The following is a 15,979-nucleotide window of genomic DNA, read 5'->3' as shown; positions in this document are numbered from 1 at the left end:
CTACACTTACCAGAGGCTCATCGAAAGGGAGATAACCATGACAGTTCCTGAGAATGGTCTGACGAATCACGAAGTCACCATCTGCCTGGCTGGCGGTGCCGTGCTGGGTCCGTTCAATGCGACCTGGAGCAAGGATTCCGGTGGGGATGTGCGTGAGCTGGTCCGCGAGTACGATGCGTTTCTGCAGGGTGAAAAGCAGCACCGTTACAAGTTTCACCTGCACGACACCTACACCAACACCGTTCATACCCTGATCCTCAATTTTGAACAGGTTACGGGCATCTGCGACCATGTCCGGCTCAGATCCCAGGGCGGCGGCTGAGCCATGGCCGGGCCCCTGGCGTACACGCCAAGAAGCCCACAGTGCAAATGCACGGACAGGAGGGAATATGAGCGAATTCAGAACGGAAACCGACAGCCTCGGGGACGTACAGGTACCTGCGGATGCGCTCTGGGGCGCTCAAACCCAGCGCGCGGTGGAAAACTTCCCGGTCAGTGGCCAGCTGATGCCTCAGCCGTTTATTGCCGCTGTTGCCCAGATCAAGCGCGCGGCCGCCGAGGCCAATACCAGCCTGGGGCTGCTCGACAACGATCTGCGGGATGCGATCTCCCAGGCTTGCGAAGATCTGGTTAAGGGCGAGTACGCGGATCAGTTTCCGGTAGACCGCTACCAGACCGGCTCCGGCACCAGCACCAATATGAATGTCAACGAGGTGATCGCCAGTATCGCCCGCAACGCAGGCTTCGAGGTGCATCCGAACGATCATGTGAACATGAGCCAGAGCTCCAACGACGTGATTCCAACGGCGATCCACGTGAGTGCCGTGATTGCAGCCAAGGAGAAGCTGCTGCCGGCGCTGTCGCATCTTTGCGGTGTGATCTACGAGCAGGAAGCGGCGTTTTCCAGCCAGGTAAAAACCGGCCGCACCCACCTGATGGATGCCATGCCCGTGACCCTCGGCCAGGAGTTGAAAACCTGGCGCGAACAGCTTCTGGCCGTGGAAAAGCGGGTAGAAGCCGCGGCTGATGAGCTGTTGGCCGTTCCCCAGGGCGGCACGGCGGTGGGTACCGGAATCAATGCGCTACCGGAATTTCCGGGCCAGTTCGTCAAGTTCCTGCGGGCCAACACCGGCTATCCTTTTACGTCGCTCGATCACAAATTCACCGGCCAGAGCGCGGTGGATGCCCCGGTGGCCCTCTCCGCACAATTGCGCGGAGCAGCCATCGTGCTGACCAAGATCGCCAACGATCTGCGCTGGATGAACAGCGGCCCTATTCACGGCCTGGCTGAAATCAGTCTTCCGGCATTGCAACCGGGCAGCAGTATCATGCCGGGCAAGGTCAATCCGGTCATCCCGGAGTCCGTGGCCATGGTCGGCGCCCAGGTGATGGGGCTGGACAGCGCCGTGGCCATTGCCGGTCAGTCCGGTAATTTCCAGCTCAACGTCATGCTCCCTCTGGTGGGCGGTAACCTGCTGGACATGACCGATTTGCTCGCCAATGCGGCCATCATGCTGGCGGACAAGGCGATCAAGGATTTCACGGTCAATGCCGACAACCTGAACGCAGGTGTGGGCAAGAATCCCGTACTGGTGACAGCGCTTAATCCCGAGATCGGCTACAGCCTGGCGGCAGACATCGCCAAGGAAGCATATAAAACGGGCCGGCCAGTCATCGATGTGGCGGAGGAACGCAGCGGCCTGAGCCGGGAGCGGCTTGAGGAGTTGATGGATCCGCTCAAGCTGACCCGGGGCGGTATCGCCTGATCGGTCGTTTCAGAGGGGCGCAAACGCTTGCTGATCATCCTGGAGCTGTTTGTGATGCTGGTGCTGGCCAACGGCACGCCGGTGGTTGCCGCCGGGCTGCTGAAAAACCGCTGGTCGGCCCCGGTGGACGGCGGTCGACTGCTGTCCGATGGCCGCCCCGTATTTGGTGAAAGCAAAACCTGGCGGGGTGTTGTATCCGGTGCACTGGCCTGCGGGCTTTTCGCCCAGTTTACCGGGCTGGGATTCGTGTTCGGGCTTCTGTTCGGCCTGCTGGGGCTGGGAGGAGATCTTCTGAGCAGCTTCATCAAGCGCCGAATGGGTTTGGCATCAAGTGCCCGGGCTGTCGGGCTGGATCAGATCCCGGAAGCCCTCCTGCCCATGCTGCTGGCGATGTGGTGGCTGCCGGTGAGCCTGTGGGTAGTGTTGGTTGTCGTGGTGGTTTTTACCCTGTCCAACATCTATGGCTCACCGCTGCTCTACCGTCTCGGTATACGCCGGCAGCCCCACTAAACCGGGCCGCGAGTCAGGGTGTGAAGGGTTACTTCCGGCGGGCAGTTCAGGCGAACGTTTACCACGGACGTTCCGGAACCCGGTGAGGTGTAGCCCTGCATGCCATTCATCCGCCAGTAACCTCGACCGAGTGTGCGCGGGCAGTCAGAGTCGAGAGTCACCGGTATACCTCCGGGCAGGCAGATCTGGCCGCCGTGTGTGTGGCCGCAGAGAAAGACGTCGTAGCCGGCGTGGGCAGCCTCGCGCCAGATCTCCGGCGTATGGCTGAGGAGGATGCTGGTGCCTCCCGCAGGGATATTGTCCCCCGCCTGGTGCAGGTTGTGGACCTTGAAGAAGTGGGCGTCGTCCACACCCGCGAGGTACAGGGTCTGGCCTCCCCGTTCAATGGGCGCCATTTCGTTCATCAGCAGTTGGTAACCCATGTCTTCCAATGCCGGTACCATGCGAACGCTGTCGTGGTTACCCAGAACCGCATAGGGCTTGCTTTTTATACCGTCCCTCAGCCGCGCCATGCCGTCCAGGGCGCCCTCAATCGGGCCCCACGTGAGTTTCCGGTAGTCGCCGGTCAACACGCACAGATCGTAGTCTAACGGTTCGATCTGGCGCAGGACTGCCTGCAGGTTGGCTTCGTCCATGTCTACGTGCAGGTCGGTCAGATGCAGAATGCGAAAGCCCTCGAAGGCTTCCGGCAGGCCGGGAAGCTGGAAATGATTGTGCACGGTGTTCAGACGCCGGCTGTTGCTCTGGCCCCGGCCCCAAAGGCCAACCATGCGCAAACAGGTACGGATAAAGCCGGGCGCGGTGGCCCAGTTTTCCAGATGGAATGAGCTGTGATCCTGCCCGAATACCTTCGCTTCAGCTTCCCGTTCAATGCCGAGCCTCTGGCGGGCGTGAACAGGGCCGAGCCTCAGGCTCAGGCGGTATTCCAGGAGTTCATCCTGGTTCTCCGGTGTACGAGCCCTTGCCGTCATTTTTCTTCCCTTATATGCCGAGCCGGGCATGGCCGATGTGCTAAGTGGCAAACCCTGTCTGTCATTATGGATGGCCCTCGAAGGTATGCAACCAAAACGACACAATGTTCATGTTTGATGACACACTGGCGGTGAAACCGGCGGAGCAACAGACTCAGGAGATTTATGACGGAACCATCGAGTGATGACAGGCTGTCGTTCAGCCAGATTTTCCTGCTGTTCCTTCGGCTGGGGCTGACGTCGTTTGGTGGTCCGGCAGCGCATCTCGGATTCTTTCACGATGAATTTGTCAAACGTCGGCGGTGGCTCTCAGACAGTGCCTACGCAGAAGTTGTGGCCCTCTGCCAGTTGCTGCCGGGACCGGCTTCCAGCCAGGTCGGTCTAACCATCGGGTTCCTGCGCGGCCATTACCGCGGCGGACTCGCAGCGTGGCTGGGGTTCACCCTGCCATCGGCGGTGATCATGATTGGTCTTGCGTTGGGGTTGAACGCCTGGCCAGAGGCCAGCAGTGGCGGCTGGGTACAGGGTCTCAAGTTGTTTGTGGTGGCGGTGGTGGCCAAGGCGGTCTGGCAGATGGGAACAACCCTGTGCCCGGACCGTCCCCGAATCGCCATGGCGTTGCTGGTAGCGGTGAGCCTTCTGATGATGGGCGAAACCTGGATGCAGATACTGGCGTTGGTCATTGCCGGGGCTGTGGGTTCCTTTCTGGGGTTGGGGAGCGGAGAGGCATCTGAGCCGCTGCATGTGCCACTGCAATCCCGGAAACCTGCGCTTTTTGCAGGGGCCTTTTTGATTCTGTTGTTGGTTTCCTTCCTGCCTCAGGCCGCCGGCAGTCTTGGCTGGATAGGCGCTGAAATGTACCGGGCCGGTGCCCTGGTGTTTGGCGGTGGTCACGTTGTGCTGCCCTGGCTGCAGGAGGGCTTCGTGGCCTCCGGTGCCATGCCGGCGGACACTTTCCTGGCGGGGTATGGCGTTGCCCAGGCTATGCCGGGACCGCTGTTTTCCTTTTCAGGATTTCTGGGTGGTTCACAGGCCGGTGTTCTCGGTGGTGTGATTGCGGTACTGGCTGTGTTCCTCCCTGGAACCCTGCTTGTATTCGCCGGTCTTCCCCTATGGAGCTGGCTTCGGGAGCATCGTCGCGCCCGGTCAGCACTGGCCGGGGTGAATGCAGGCGTGGTGGGGTTGTTGCTGGCGGCTCTCTACGATCCGGTCTGGGTCTCCGCCGTCCATGGTGCGCATGATCTGGCACTCGTGCTCGCCATTTGGGTCTGTCTAGCTGTCTGGCGGGTTCCGGTCTGGGTACTGGCGCCGCTGAGTGCGCTGGCTGGAGTGATCCTGCTGTCCTGATCAACGTACATATAGTCCGTTCTTCCTGAGCCGGCACACGGGTTGGCAAATCAGCAGGTTTCCAGCCACAATCGAGCGGTTAAAGGCAGATAATTCGAACGCAGAGGTTACCATGACGACATCCTGCAGTATCCCGGGTCTCAACGTACCACGTAGCCGTTTTCCTGATCCTGAACAGGACCTGCCGGCGGCCGAGGGCGAACAGCGTGTCGTGCTGGCTGGCGGCTGTTTCTGGTGTGTGGAAGCCGTTTTCCTGGCCATCGATGGCGTAACCAGTGTTGAGTCCGGTTACGCTGGCGGTCACGCCAGCTCTGCCAATTATGAGGCCGTATGCTCAGGTACTACCGGCCACGCAGAAGTGGTCGATGTTCACTATGACCCTGCCAGGGTCAGTTTTGGCGAACTGCTGAAGGTGTTCTTCTCGGTTGCTCACGATCCCACCCAGTTGAACCGCCAGGGCAACGACCGGGGCACCCAGTACCGCTCGGCTGTGTTCTACGAGACTGCCGAACAGCGGCGGGTAGCCGAGGCCTACATCCACCAGCTCAATCAGGCCGAAGTGTACCCGGACCCGATAGTGACCACGCTGGAGCCGCTGGAGGCATTTTACCCGGCAGAAGAGTACCACCAGAATTTTGCTGCCCGGAATCCCTACCAGCCATACATCATGGCCGTGGCCGCCCCGAAAATGGAAAAGCTTGTAGACAGTTATCCTGATCGCCTGAAGCCGGAATTTACAGACAACGACGCAGGCAGCACCGCCTGAGGAGGCAGACTATGGGAGTTTCCGCTGCAGGTTATGACCTGACACCACTAGACGAAGCACAGGTTGAGGAGAAAGCTGCGGATCTGACATCGGAAGAGCGGCGCGTACTGCTCGACCATGGCACCGAGCATCCGTTCTGCGGAACCTTGCTGGATAACAAAAAAGCCGGTGTTTACCACTGCCGGCTTTGCGATCTGCCTTTGTTCAGCTCGGACTCGAAGTTTGACTCGGGAACCGGCTGGCCGAGTTTCTTCCAGCCCTTTGATCCGGAGCATATCCGCTACATTGAGGACACGAGTCTTGGCATGACCCGCACCGAAATCCGCTGTCCCCGTTGCGACAGCCATCTCGGCCATGTCTTTCCTGACGGCCCGCCGCCAACCGGGCAGCGCTACTGCCTGAATTCGGTTGCCATGGTGTTTCAGGAAAACGCCTGAGACGAAAAAAGGGGGCCGCAGGGCCCCCGATTCTATTTATTGCCGCCTGTCACAGTCGCCACGTAGTGTGCTACCGCATTTATCTGTTCCTCAGACAGCGACTCGTTGAACGCCGGCATGACACCCACCCCGCTGGTTACGGCATTGACCACCTGTTCCATCGTGGGTTTGAGTTCATCGAGATCCGGGCCGATTGCACCAGCCGAACCGGCGTCCGCCAGGGTGTGGCATATGGTGCAGGAAGGTTGAGCCTCCTGAGTGAATACCTGTTTCCCCTTGTCAAAGTCGCTGGCCATCGTCAGGGGCGACAGTCCGATCAGAGCTATGGCGCCCAGTACTGCAGTTTTTCTCATATCATTGCTTTCCGGATAGGTCGGAGCCGCCTTACTCCCGGGTCGGCTCCGCCAATGATCAACTGATGGCAACCGTGACTCCGTGGTCGCTCCAGCCATTGTGACCGTAGCCACGTTCATTCTCGGTCCGACCCTCAGGCTGGGTGTTGCCCTGCACGTCGGTCGCCCGGCTGACAATACGGTGCTCTCCGGCCGCGAGATCCGCTGCCAGGACAAACGGCCTCCAGGCATAGGGGCCAAGGTCCGGTCCCAGGAAACGAGCCTGTTTCCAGGTTTTACCACCATCCACTGAAACGTCGACTTTTTCGAGCGGAACAGTGCCACCGAAAGCGACGCCATAAATCATATTGCGACCGTTCTGACCGCTTTCCAGAGGCGATGTTACCCAGGATTTGACGTTCATTTCCCACATGGAAGGCTGATCCGGGGCGCCTTTCACGCCGACATCACGAACCCGGTAGCCTGAAGCCTGGATCTTGGCGTCCGTCTGGTTTTCGGTGAAGGCAAGGTTCTTGACGTACTTCACGTTGTTCACGCCGTAGTAACCCGGCACAACCATTCTTAGCGGGCCACCGTGCGTGTGGGTCAGAGGCTCGTCATTCATTTCCCAGGCCAGCAATGCGGTTTCCATGGCACGGGTGGGAACGGAACGTTCCACGATAATCGTTTTCGGGTCCAGGCCGTCGGGAAGTGTCTCGCCGCCGGTGCTGGTGATGTACCGTGTACCGTCAACAGGGCCGCCAAGAGCCTCCACAACATCTTTCAGCGGTACACCGGTCCACATGATGCAGCCCGCAGCGCCAACAGACCATTGGGTACCACTCGCGCCATGGGGGAAGAAGGCGCGACCGTTACCGGAACATTGTAATACGGAGGCAACGGTGGTAACCCCCATCTGTTTCAGGTCGCCGACCGTCAGGGTTCGGGGATTTTTCACGCCCTCGATCCGCACCTCCCAGACATCGGGGTTATCGGTTACCGAGGCTGGTGGCGCGGGCAGGTTATTACGAACGAACAAGCGGTCACTTGAGGTAATAACGCCATTGCCGATGGCCCCCCGTTGGGTTTCCATCGTGTTTGCGCTGTGAACAATCAGGGCGTTGCGTTCTTTCCAGGCGGCGTAATCCGGGAGTGATTTTGGTTCATCGGCTTTGGCAAGGGGCGTAAATCCCAGCACGCTTACCGCGGCCATGGCGCCGGCACTGCCAAGTAGCAGGGTGCGGCGGGAGGGGTTCTGAAGGCCCGGGTCATTCGGGCCGCGCATCAGCGCTGATTCCTGCTTCATTATCCGTCTCCTTCTTAGGGTTGTCGTCGGACGGTGGGACTGCTTTTTCAATTCTTCGCGGTTATATCCTTATATCTTATAGGTAATGGTTAAAAATTAATCAATACTTTTGTGTGTTATTCAACGGGTTTTTCAGTCGCTATAATTCGCCCCCTATTGAACGCGCAGCAACGAGGCCGCGAACGAACCCGGGAAACAGAGAAGGGTGCTGAGATGATTCGATTGAAGATGAATCCGCTAACGGAGTCAGCAACGCTTCTTCGGCGGGCGGGTGTGGTTCTGGGCAGTGTCGGATTGACAGCACTCTTTTCCCTATTGGTTTTGCTGAGGGCGCTGTTCGGGAGGTTGAACCGGCCCATCGTCGACAAATACTGCCGCGAGTGGTCGGCCTCGCTGTTACGACTGGTTCGTGCCAGCCTCACCGTACGCGGGCAAGTGCCTGATTTCGGCGACGGGCGCCGGTACATCATCATGTGCACTCATGCCAGCCACTATGATATTCCGGTCACCTTCGTATCGTTGCCGGGATCGATCCGTATGCTGGCAAAAAAGGAGCTGTTCAGTATCCCGCTGCTGGGGCAGGCGATGCGTGCAGCGGAATTCCCCTCAGTAGACCGCTCCAATCGGCAACGTGCAGTCAGGGATCTGGAGAAGGCCCGGGCGATGATGGAAAGTGGAATCGTGCTCTGGGCCGCGCCCGAGGGAACCCGCTCGCCGGACGGAAAACTTCTGCCTTTCAAGAAAGGCTGTTTTCACCTGGCGCTGGATACTGAGGCGGTGATCGTGCCGGTGGCCGTGCGGGGTATCCACCGTGTTTTACCGGCCCGCACCTGGCAGATCAACCTCGGGCAGCCGGTGGATGTGAGGGTAGGAGAACCGCTGGATACGGCAGGAAAGACCAAAGCCGACCTGGACGAAGTCATGACCGAGGTGCGCGCAAGGCTGACGGAGCTGTTGGGAGACGGTGAAGCCGGTTAGCACCGGCCTCACATCGGCACGCAGATCAGGCCGTACCGGCAGCCACCAGCGTGGAGAGCAGATAGCCGGTATAGGCCACGTACACCAGCACCAGGATGCCACCATCCACACGGCTCACCAGTTTTCGCCATCCGGTAAGCCCGTAACCCATCAGGAACAGACCCACCGTGAGCGCCAGCATCAGCGTCCAGTCACGGTAGAGCACTTCCGGGTCCACCGCGAGGGGTTCGATAACAGCCGCGAGACCCACCACGGCGAGGGTGTTGAAAATGCCCGACCCCAGAATATTGCCCAGGATCAGGTCGTGTTCGTTCTTTTTGACCGCGGCCAGAGCCGAGGCGAGTTCGGGCAGGGAAGTGCCGATGGCAACGATGGTGAGACCGATCACCAGATCGCTGACTCCAAGGCTCTGGGCAATCGTGACGGCACCCCAGACCAGCATCCGGGAGCTGACGATCAGCAGTACCAGGCCAATTACCAGCCAGATCACGGCGGTTTTCAGGGGCATGGGGTGCGCAATGATCTCGGCGTCGGCATCACCGGCCAGGGGGTCTGCCTTGCCTTTCAGGCCCTGGAAGATTGACCAGCCCATAACCACTGCAAATACCGCCAGCAACACCCAGCCATCCATACGTGAAAGTTGCCCGTCGAGCAGCTGGGCGCCGGCAATGAGGGTGAGTACGATCAGCAGTGGCAACTCCTTGCGGATCACCTGGGAGTGCACTGCAATGGGCGCGATGATGGCTGTCAGGCCGACAATGAGCGCAATGTTGGTAATGTTGGAGCCATAGCCGTTACCCAGTGCCAGCCCGGGATTGCCATCGGAGGCTGCCATGGCAGACACGGCCAGTTCCGGTGCCGAGGTACCGAAACCGATAATCACCATGCCGATCAGCAGGGTGGGCATGCCGAGATGTTTGGCGGTCGCCGCGGCGCCCTCCACAAATTTATCGGCACTCCAGACCAGGAGGACCAGGCCGGCGATGATTGCGCCAAATGCCATTAGCATAGATAGACCTCAGTTGATGAAACGCCCGAGCATGTAGACACCGGCGTAGCCCAGGGTATAGGCCGCCAGAAGGTGTGCAAGATACCGCATATAGGCGGCAAAGGTCAGCCCCGGAATCTTGCTCATTGCCACTATACCGGCGGCTGAGCCAATCACCAGGAGCGATCCACCCACACCCACGGCATAGGTCAGGCCCATCCACTCGCCGGGGCTCATGTCGATGCCGGCCTTCAGCAGGGCCGCCGTCAGAGGCACGTTATCGATAACGGCCGAGAAGATGCCCATCAGGTAATTGGCGTACAGCGGCGGCAGGATGTCGTAAATCGCCACCAGCGAATCCAGCGCATGGATCTCCTTGAGCATGCCCACCAGCAGGAGGATGCCGAGAAAGAACAGGAGCGTTTCAAACTCGATGATGCGGATGTACTCGAGAATCGGGTCCAGATCGGAGTCGTCACTCATGAATCGAGACACCAGGAACATGATGGACAGGCCGAACAGAAAGGTCAGTACCGGTGGAATCCCGAACAGGGCATTACCGGCAATGGTGCTCAGGATTGTTAACAAAAACAGCCCGCTGATGATCGCGTCCACCCGTCGCACCGGGGTGGTGTTGGAGCGCAGTGTCACGGTTCCTGTGAGCCCTCGCGACAGGAAAACCGCAAGGATGAAAACGGTGATCGAGGCCGGAATGGCCAGGGTTAGAAGGGTCAGTATTTCAACCTTTTCCGCCAGGAAAATCATCAACGTAGTGACGTCGCCGGTGATCAGAGAAACACCTCCCGAGTTGACCGCAAACACAACCAGCGTGACGAACTGGATACGTTTTTTCAGCTCCAGATCGAGAGACAGAATCAGCGAACATGAGACTAAAGTGGCGGTGATATTGTCTGCTAAAGAGGAGAAAATGAAACAAAAAAGACCGGTCAGGAATAGTAGCCGTCGCTCGCTTACCTGCTTCGGCATGATCAGGTAAATCACGTTTTCGATCATACCCTTCTTGTTCAGGTAGGCGACAAACGTCATGGCTGCGACCAGAAACAGCCACAGCCCGGCGATTTCGGCGATGCTCTCGGACAGACCATCGGAAATGGCAGACGTTTCACCAGCGTTATCACTGAACAGGAACAGCAGCATCCAGCTCATGGTGCCAAAGAACAGCGTTACCTTGGCCTTGTTGATGTGGATGACCTCTTCAAATATGACGCCAAGCAGTGCCAGAACCGCGAGCATAATCAGAAACGCATCAAGGGCAGACATTGGGGAAATCCCGTCCTGGTTTGTCAAAGTGGAGGCCTGAGCCGGCCAGACAGATCACGTGGGCGGATTGGATTTTAGACCTTTGACCCGTAGCAAACCACTGTTCGTAAGTGCACGTATCTGCCCCTGAAGCAATTAGATGCCGAAGAAAGACGCAACGATTGACAATCGCAATTTATTATCCCGGCAAAAATCGGGATAATTGCGCGCACATTCAGACCGGAAGCAGACGGCGGCGCCGTTTACCTCGCGCCCGGCCGGCTTCCGACAGGCTCTCTTGCTGATCGTGAGAGGGCAAAAGGCTCAACACTAGCTAGGGTGAAAACCAATGGCCGTTAGACAGGCAGACGTAGTGCTGGTCGGCGGTGGCGTCATGAGCGCCACTCTCGGCATGATGCTCAGGCAGCTTGATCCGTCCCTGGACATCGTCATGGTGGAGCGTCTCGACCACGTTGCCCATGAGAGCACAGACGGATGGAACAACGCAGGTACCGGGCATGCCGGGTACTGTGAGCTTAACTACACTCCCGAGACCGGTGATGGCGATGTCACCATCGATCGGGCCCTGCAGATCAACGCCCAGTTCGAGGTGTCACTGCAGCTGTGGTCCTACCTTGTGGAGCAGGGCATCCTGCCCGAACCCTCCAGCTTTATTAACCGCACACCGCATCAGAGCTTTGTCTGGGGCGAGAAGGATGTGGCCTTCCTCAAGCGTCGTTATGAACGCCTGAGTGCCCATCACCTGTTCCGCGACATGGAATATACAGAGTCCCCGAAGGATCTCGAGGAATGGATGCCGCTGATCGTCAATAACCGGGACCCCATGCAGCGGGTTGCAGCGACCCGGATCAAGCACGGTTCCGATGTGGATTTCGGCTCTCTTACCCGCAGCATGGTGAGCTGGCTGGAAACTCAGCCGAATTTCGAGCTGATGCTCAGCTCACCGGTGCACTACATCGACCAGCGGGATAACGGCCGATGGAAGATCCGCGTCAAGAACCAGAAGACCGGCGAGCTGACCAAGCTCGAAACCGGCTTCGTGTTCCTCGGCGCCGGCGGTGGCGCGTTGCCGCTGCTGCAGAAATCCGGTATCGACGAAGCCCGGGGCTACGGTGGCTTCCCGGTGAGCGGTCAGTGGCTGGTGTGTGGCAAGCCCGACATCGTCAAGCAGCATGACTCCAAGGTATACGGCAAGGCGCCGATCGGGGCACCGCCCATGTCGGTACCGCACCTCGATACCCGCATCATTAATGGCGAGCCGGCCCTTCTGTTTGGCCCCTTCGCCGGTTTCACTACCCGCTTCCTGAAACAGGGCTCGATCTTTGATCTGATTGGTTCGGTGAAGCCCACCAACCTGAAGCCCATGCTCTCGGTGAGCAAGAGCAACATGGACCTGACACGCTATCTCATCGGTGAAGTGTTCCAGTCCCACGGTGACCGGGTGGCATCGCTGCGCAACTTCTTCCCGGACGCCATGGAAGAGGATTGGCAGTTGCGCATGGCCGGCCAGCGCGTCCAGATCATCAAGCAGGTCGATGGTGGTGGTGGCAAGCTTGAGTTCGGCACCGAAATTGTGGCGGCAAAAGATGGAACGCTGGCGGCGCTGCTGGGTGCTTCGCCCGGAGCGTCCACCGCAGCCAATGCCATGATCAACGTGATCGAGCGCTGTTTCCCGGAGAAGATCAAGACGCCGGAGTGGCAGGAGCGGATGAAAGAGCTTGTTCCGTCCTATGGCCAGTCCCTGGTAGAAGACGAAGCACTGCTTACCAAAGTTCGCGAGAGGACCTTGTCGACCCTGAAACTGGGCTGATATTCCTAATCGATCTAAGAAAGCCTAAGGCACTGCGATTGCTGGATTCACTCCCGGCTGTCGTAGTGCTTTTTGCGTTTCAAATGGGGGCGAAATTTGCGATTTCACAGCTAATGCGTAGGGTTATAAGTCAACCCTTATGAAAGGAGAGAGCCTGTGAGTGAGCAAAAGTACAATCCTGAGAAAGGGTATATTGCATTACTGGGCTGGAGCCTGAATGCGGTTGAAGCGGCCGACAAATTCGATCGTCGGTATGTTGTTGTGGCACCGGACTGGGCCGAAGCCTATTGCGAAGAGCATGACATTCCCTACGTGCCCTGGAATTTTGAGCGCCTGAATGACCGTTCGGTAGAAATTGCGCAGACCCTCAAGGAGATGGGCGTAGACGTTGCCATCCCGTTGTTTGAGGAGACTGTGGAGTGGGCAGGTGCCATTAACTCAGTGTTGATGGACAAGCCTCGTTTGTTCGGTCAGGCCATGCTGCTGCGTGACAAGGCCCTGATGAAACGCCGTGCCCAGCTCGGTGGTATCCGGGTGGGTATCTTCGAGGAAGCGCACGACAAGGGTGATGTTATCCGGTTCCTCAAGCGGGTTAACCAGACTCTGCTGAAGCTGGATGGTGACCCCAACGATCCGATTCACCTCAAGGCCTTTGATAAGGCCGGCTGCCTTGGCCACCGGGTGATCCGTACGCCTGATGAAGTCGATACCATCCCGGAAGAAGAATTCCCGGTTTTGATGGAGTCGCACCTGGATGGCTGGGAGTTTGCGGTCGAGGCCTGGATTCACAACGGCAAGATCGCCTTCCTGAACATTTCCGAGTACGTGACGCTGGGCTATTCGGTATTTGTGCCCGCAACACCGGACCTGGAGAAGTATCGCGACCAGATTCGCGGCGAAATCGAGAAGCTGATCAAGACCTTCGATATCGAATTCGGGTTTATCCACCCGGAGTACTTCGTGACCAGCGACCGGACCATGTACTTTGGCGAGGTGGCCTATCGCCCACCGGGCTTCAAGGTATTCGAGCTGCTTGAGCGTGCCTATGGTTTCAACGCGTATCAGGGCATGATCCTGGCCTTTGACCCGAAGACCACGGAAGAGGAAATCAAGGCCTTCTTCCCGAAGGAAGTGGTGGATGCGAAGGGTTACGCCGGTTGTTTCGGTGTGTATCCGCGCCGCCGGGTTGTCAGCAAGCTGGAAATCCCGGACGAGACCGAAAATCACGAGTATTTCGAGTCTCACGAGCTGACTGCGCCGCTTGAAGAAACGGTCACCAAGCGTACCGCTTTCGGTACCCACTGGGGACTGGTGTATTTCTTCGGTGAAGACCCCTATGTTATGCGGGACCTCCTGAAACATCAGGAAGACCTCGATTTCTATGTATAATCAGGAGAAGCATTAACAACAACCGGGTTTGGTGCCAGGCCCTGAGGATTATCGTTTGAACGATCACCAATCGGGCAGCGCAGCGCCAGCTGTAAACATTGACAAGCTGGCTCAACGCCTGGATGACGCCATTCAGGCTTTGGAAGAAAGCCGGTCTTTTACCAAGGCCGGCAAACTGCCGCGTGTGCTGGATATTGCCCGCCGGGTCCTGCTGCAGCCGGATGGCTGCCGGATCATCGAGGAGCGCGCTGAGCGCCTTGAACTGGCGGGCGTCTTTGCCGGCACCGACTGGGCCGAACCCGGTATTCTCCTTCCCACGCTGACAACCTATTCGCTGCAGAGCCAGAATGCCGATACCGTCGTCATTGAGGCCTTCAGCGAATTGCGGCTTCTTGCCGTCGCCCGGGGCAGCTATCTGCACCCTTCGGTGTCGGCTGAACAGGCCCACCACTATCTGACTCAGGTTCTTGCCATCAACCTCGGCCTGCTGTTTGGCATGACCGGCGAGGCTGAGCGGGAGCAGGGCAAGCTAGCTCTGATCAGCCAGAACCTTGTGCAGTACGTGGCCCACCACATCGGCTACGAACATGTCATTGATAGTCTGATCGAGGAGATCTGGCGCATCCTTGAACAGCGACCGATCCAGGTATCGGACGTACGCAAGATGATTACCCAGATTGCCCTTTGCCGGGCCGATCCGCAGGCCGATCTGGGCAGTGCCGGGCGCGGTGCCGACCGGTTGATCTCCAGCCTCTATGGGCCCACCCGGGCCTGCAGTGAAGACCCCGGAACCGTGGTCTATGAGCAGCGGCTGGAAACCATGGACGCCCAGGCCCTGCAGAACGAGGCCACCGGGTTTGCGCGTTCCATGCACGATACCGGCCTGGTCTCGCCTTACCATGCCTCGTTCATACGTTTCATCCTGTTGGACCAGGACACCTTGCTGAGCGAGGCGCTGGGGCTGTCCAGTACCGGCCGGGATTGCCTGATGTGCTATCGGGAGCTGGTCCACACCCTGATTAAAGAAGGTATCTATCCGGAAACGGCACAGGGCATCTACGGCCTGGCGCTGCTGCTGGAGCGGGGTATTCTTTACCAGCCTCCTGTTGCGCCGGGTCTGTGGCGCCAGGCACGGCTCTCTCTGTGCCCCCATGCGCGGGAGCGACTTGAACTGGCCTATGGCTACCAACCGCAACCCAATGCCTGGCTGATTCAGGGCGTGTTGAACATGTTGGGCCAGCCTTTGGGCGTGGGGCAGGGCAACAATCCTACCTGCCAGTCGGCCCGTGCTCTCTCGATGTGGGCCTATAACGATCCGGATTATCTCTTGCAGATGGTTGCCTGGGCTGCCCGAGACAATGAGATCGTCATTCACTTTGAAGGCCAGCCGGTGTCGTCGGCCCGCAGTGTCGGCGGTGTCGCGTCCGAGGTAACCCTCGATCTGGATCCTGTCTCCCTGGTTGTAGTGCCGCATCTGGACCGCATTTATGTGGAGATGGGCCGGTTGTGCGTCGGCCGCCAGGGCGATCCCCACAAATGGGTGAACCCGGAGTTCCACGGCTGGTCTGCCGGGCGCGGATTTGCTATTAACGTGGATGTGGCCACTGGCAAGCTGCATGATCTGGAAGGCTTTATCCGGCATTTCTATGCCAGCTATCACCCCTACTACAACGGCAATCAGCCGCTGATCCACCCGCAGCCTGCGGGTATTGCAGTGACCGACAGTGCCGCCCGGTTTATCGGCTGGCACGCCATTACCATTCTCCGGGCCGCGCTCGACCCGGAAGGTGAGATGCGGATTTATTTCTTCAATCCCAATAACGACAGCGGCCAGAACTGGGGCGATGGAGTCAAAGTCAGTACCTCGGGCAACGGAGAGCGTTTTGGCGAGTCGTCGCTGCCTTTCGAACAGTTCACATCGCGACTGTACATCTTCCATTACGATCCCCTGGAGCGGGGGGAGCCTGCGGAAGTGAACGAGGATGCCCTTCGGCGCGTAACAGAGGGTGTGTATCGCAGTTGGGGTCTGGATCGCGTGCCGGCGGATGCTTTGCAGGCGGAGCCGCCCATAACCGATTGATCCCGGAACCTGCCGATC

At 58.7% G+C, this 15,979-nt stretch carries 15 protein-coding genes; 10 read left to right on the top strand and 5 right to left on the bottom strand.

Annotation, left to right across the window (positions count from 1 at the left end):
• The first annotated feature begins 37 nt into the window (after nt 1-37).
• From ACGK9W_RS13760 to ACGK9W_RS13750, 3 genes are all read left to right on the top strand, one after another.
• Complete coding sequence (locus tag ACGK9W_RS13760; RefSeq protein WP_008171059.1) at nt 38-322, top strand: hypothetical protein; 285 nt, start codon at nt 38-40, stop codon at nt 320-322.
• Nucleotides 323-389: 67 nt separating this feature from the next.
• The gene (locus ACGK9W_RS13755) at nt 390-1,766 is read left to right on the top strand and encodes a class II fumarate hydratase (RefSeq protein WP_405417186.1); all 1,377 of its coding nucleotides are present in this window, start codon (nt 390-392) and stop codon (nt 1,764-1,766) included.
• A gap of 27 nt (nt 1,767-1,793) precedes the next feature.
• A complete protein-coding gene (locus ACGK9W_RS13750; protein ID WP_405417184.1) occupies nt 1,794-2,276 on the top strand; it encodes a CDP-archaeol synthase in 483 nt (160 codons plus the stop codon).
• On the opposite strand, the gene ACGK9W_RS13745 is transcribed toward ACGK9W_RS13750, so the two are convergent.
• On the bottom strand, nt 2,273-3,247 hold the full coding sequence (locus ACGK9W_RS13745) for a metallophosphoesterase (protein WP_008171065.1): 975 nt from the start codon (nt 3,245-3,247) through the stop codon (nt 2,273-2,275). The two genes, ACGK9W_RS13750 and ACGK9W_RS13745, sit on opposite strands and share 4 nt — an antisense overlap.
• Before the next feature lie 165 nt (nt 3,248-3,412).
• Between ACGK9W_RS13745 and chrA the strand changes: the two genes are divergently transcribed.
• The 3 genes from chrA to msrB all read left to right on the top strand — a co-directional run bounded on the left by chrA (nt 3,413) and on the right by msrB (nt 5,797).
• A complete protein-coding gene (gene chrA, locus ACGK9W_RS13740) occupies nt 3,413-4,594 on the top strand; it encodes a chromate efflux transporter (protein WP_008171067.1) in 1,182 nt (393 codons plus the stop codon).
• A 112-nt stretch (nt 4,595-4,706) separates the two neighbouring features.
• Nucleotides 4,707-5,360: a peptide-methionine (S)-S-oxide reductase MsrA gene (gene msrA, locus ACGK9W_RS13735; RefSeq protein WP_008171069.1), complete on the top strand. Its 654-nt coding sequence runs from the start codon at nt 4,707-4,709 to the stop codon at nt 5,358-5,360.
• A gap of 11 nt (nt 5,361-5,371) precedes the next feature.
• Nucleotides 5,372-5,797, top strand: coding sequence for a peptide-methionine (R)-S-oxide reductase MsrB (msrB, locus tag ACGK9W_RS13730; protein WP_405417181.1), 426 nt, complete (start codon nt 5,372-5,374; stop codon nt 5,795-5,797).
• Between the two features lie 32 nt (nt 5,798-5,829).
• On the opposite strand, the gene ACGK9W_RS13725 is transcribed toward msrB, so the two are convergent.
• Both ACGK9W_RS13725 and ACGK9W_RS13720 read right to left on the bottom strand, forming a co-directional pair.
• Nucleotides 5,830-6,150, bottom strand: a complete 321-nt coding sequence (locus ACGK9W_RS13725; RefSeq protein WP_053113084.1) for a cytochrome c — start codon at nt 6,148-6,150, stop codon at nt 5,830-5,832.
• 58 nt (nt 6,151-6,208) lie between these two features.
• On the bottom strand, nt 6,209-7,435 hold the full coding sequence (locus tag ACGK9W_RS13720; RefSeq protein ID WP_053113083.1) for a sulfite oxidase: 1,227 nt from the start codon (nt 7,433-7,435) through the stop codon (nt 6,209-6,211).
• 213 nt (nt 7,436-7,648) lie between these two features.
• Between ACGK9W_RS13720 and ACGK9W_RS13715 the strand changes: the two genes are divergently transcribed.
• A complete protein-coding gene (locus ACGK9W_RS13715) occupies nt 7,649-8,413 on the top strand; it encodes a 1-acyl-sn-glycerol-3-phosphate acyltransferase (protein ID WP_092030392.1) in 765 nt (254 codons plus the stop codon).
• A gap of 25 nt (nt 8,414-8,438) precedes the next feature.
• Here the strand turns inward: ACGK9W_RS13715 and ACGK9W_RS13710 are convergent, their stop codons facing one another.
• Together ACGK9W_RS13710 and nhaD are read right to left on the bottom strand one after the other, a co-directional pair.
• Nucleotides 8,439-9,422 (bottom strand): calcium/sodium antiporter, encoded by a 984-nt coding sequence (locus ACGK9W_RS13710; RefSeq protein ID WP_176443030.1) that lies wholly within the window; start codon nt 9,420-9,422, stop codon nt 8,439-8,441.
• Nucleotides 9,423-9,431: 9 nt separating this feature from the next.
• Nucleotides 9,432-10,682, bottom strand: a complete 1,251-nt coding sequence (gene nhaD, locus ACGK9W_RS13705; RefSeq protein WP_053113081.1) for a sodium:proton antiporter NhaD — start codon at nt 10,680-10,682, stop codon at nt 9,432-9,434.
• Nucleotides 10,683-11,010: 328 nt separating this feature from the next.
• On the opposite strand from nhaD, the gene mqo reads away from it, so the two are divergent.
• The 3 genes from mqo to ACGK9W_RS13690 all read left to right on the top strand — a co-directional run bounded on the left by mqo (nt 11,011) and on the right by ACGK9W_RS13690 (nt 15,961).
• Nucleotides 11,011-12,492, top strand: coding sequence for a malate dehydrogenase (quinone) (mqo, locus tag ACGK9W_RS13700; RefSeq protein WP_405417178.1), 1,482 nt, complete (start codon nt 11,011-11,013; stop codon nt 12,490-12,492).
• Nucleotides 12,493-12,648: 156 nt separating this feature from the next.
• Complete coding sequence (locus ACGK9W_RS13695) at nt 12,649-13,881, top strand: acetyl-CoA carboxylase biotin carboxylase subunit family protein (protein ID WP_088559026.1); 1,233 nt, start codon at nt 12,649-12,651, stop codon at nt 13,879-13,881.
• A 55-nt stretch (nt 13,882-13,936) separates the two neighbouring features.
• Nucleotides 13,937-15,961 (top strand): hypothetical protein, encoded by a 2,025-nt coding sequence (locus tag ACGK9W_RS13690; RefSeq protein ID WP_039881863.1) that lies wholly within the window; start codon nt 13,937-13,939, stop codon nt 15,959-15,961.
• Nucleotides 15,962-15,979: the final 18 nt, after the last annotated feature.

The organism is Marinobacter flavimaris (assembly GCF_045057155.1).
Classification (GTDB): domain Bacteria; phylum Pseudomonadota; class Gammaproteobacteria; order Pseudomonadales; family Oleiphilaceae; genus Marinobacter; species Marinobacter manganoxydans.
Note: the sequence above shows the minus strand (reverse complement) of the source record. Positions and strands in the feature narration are given on the sequence as shown.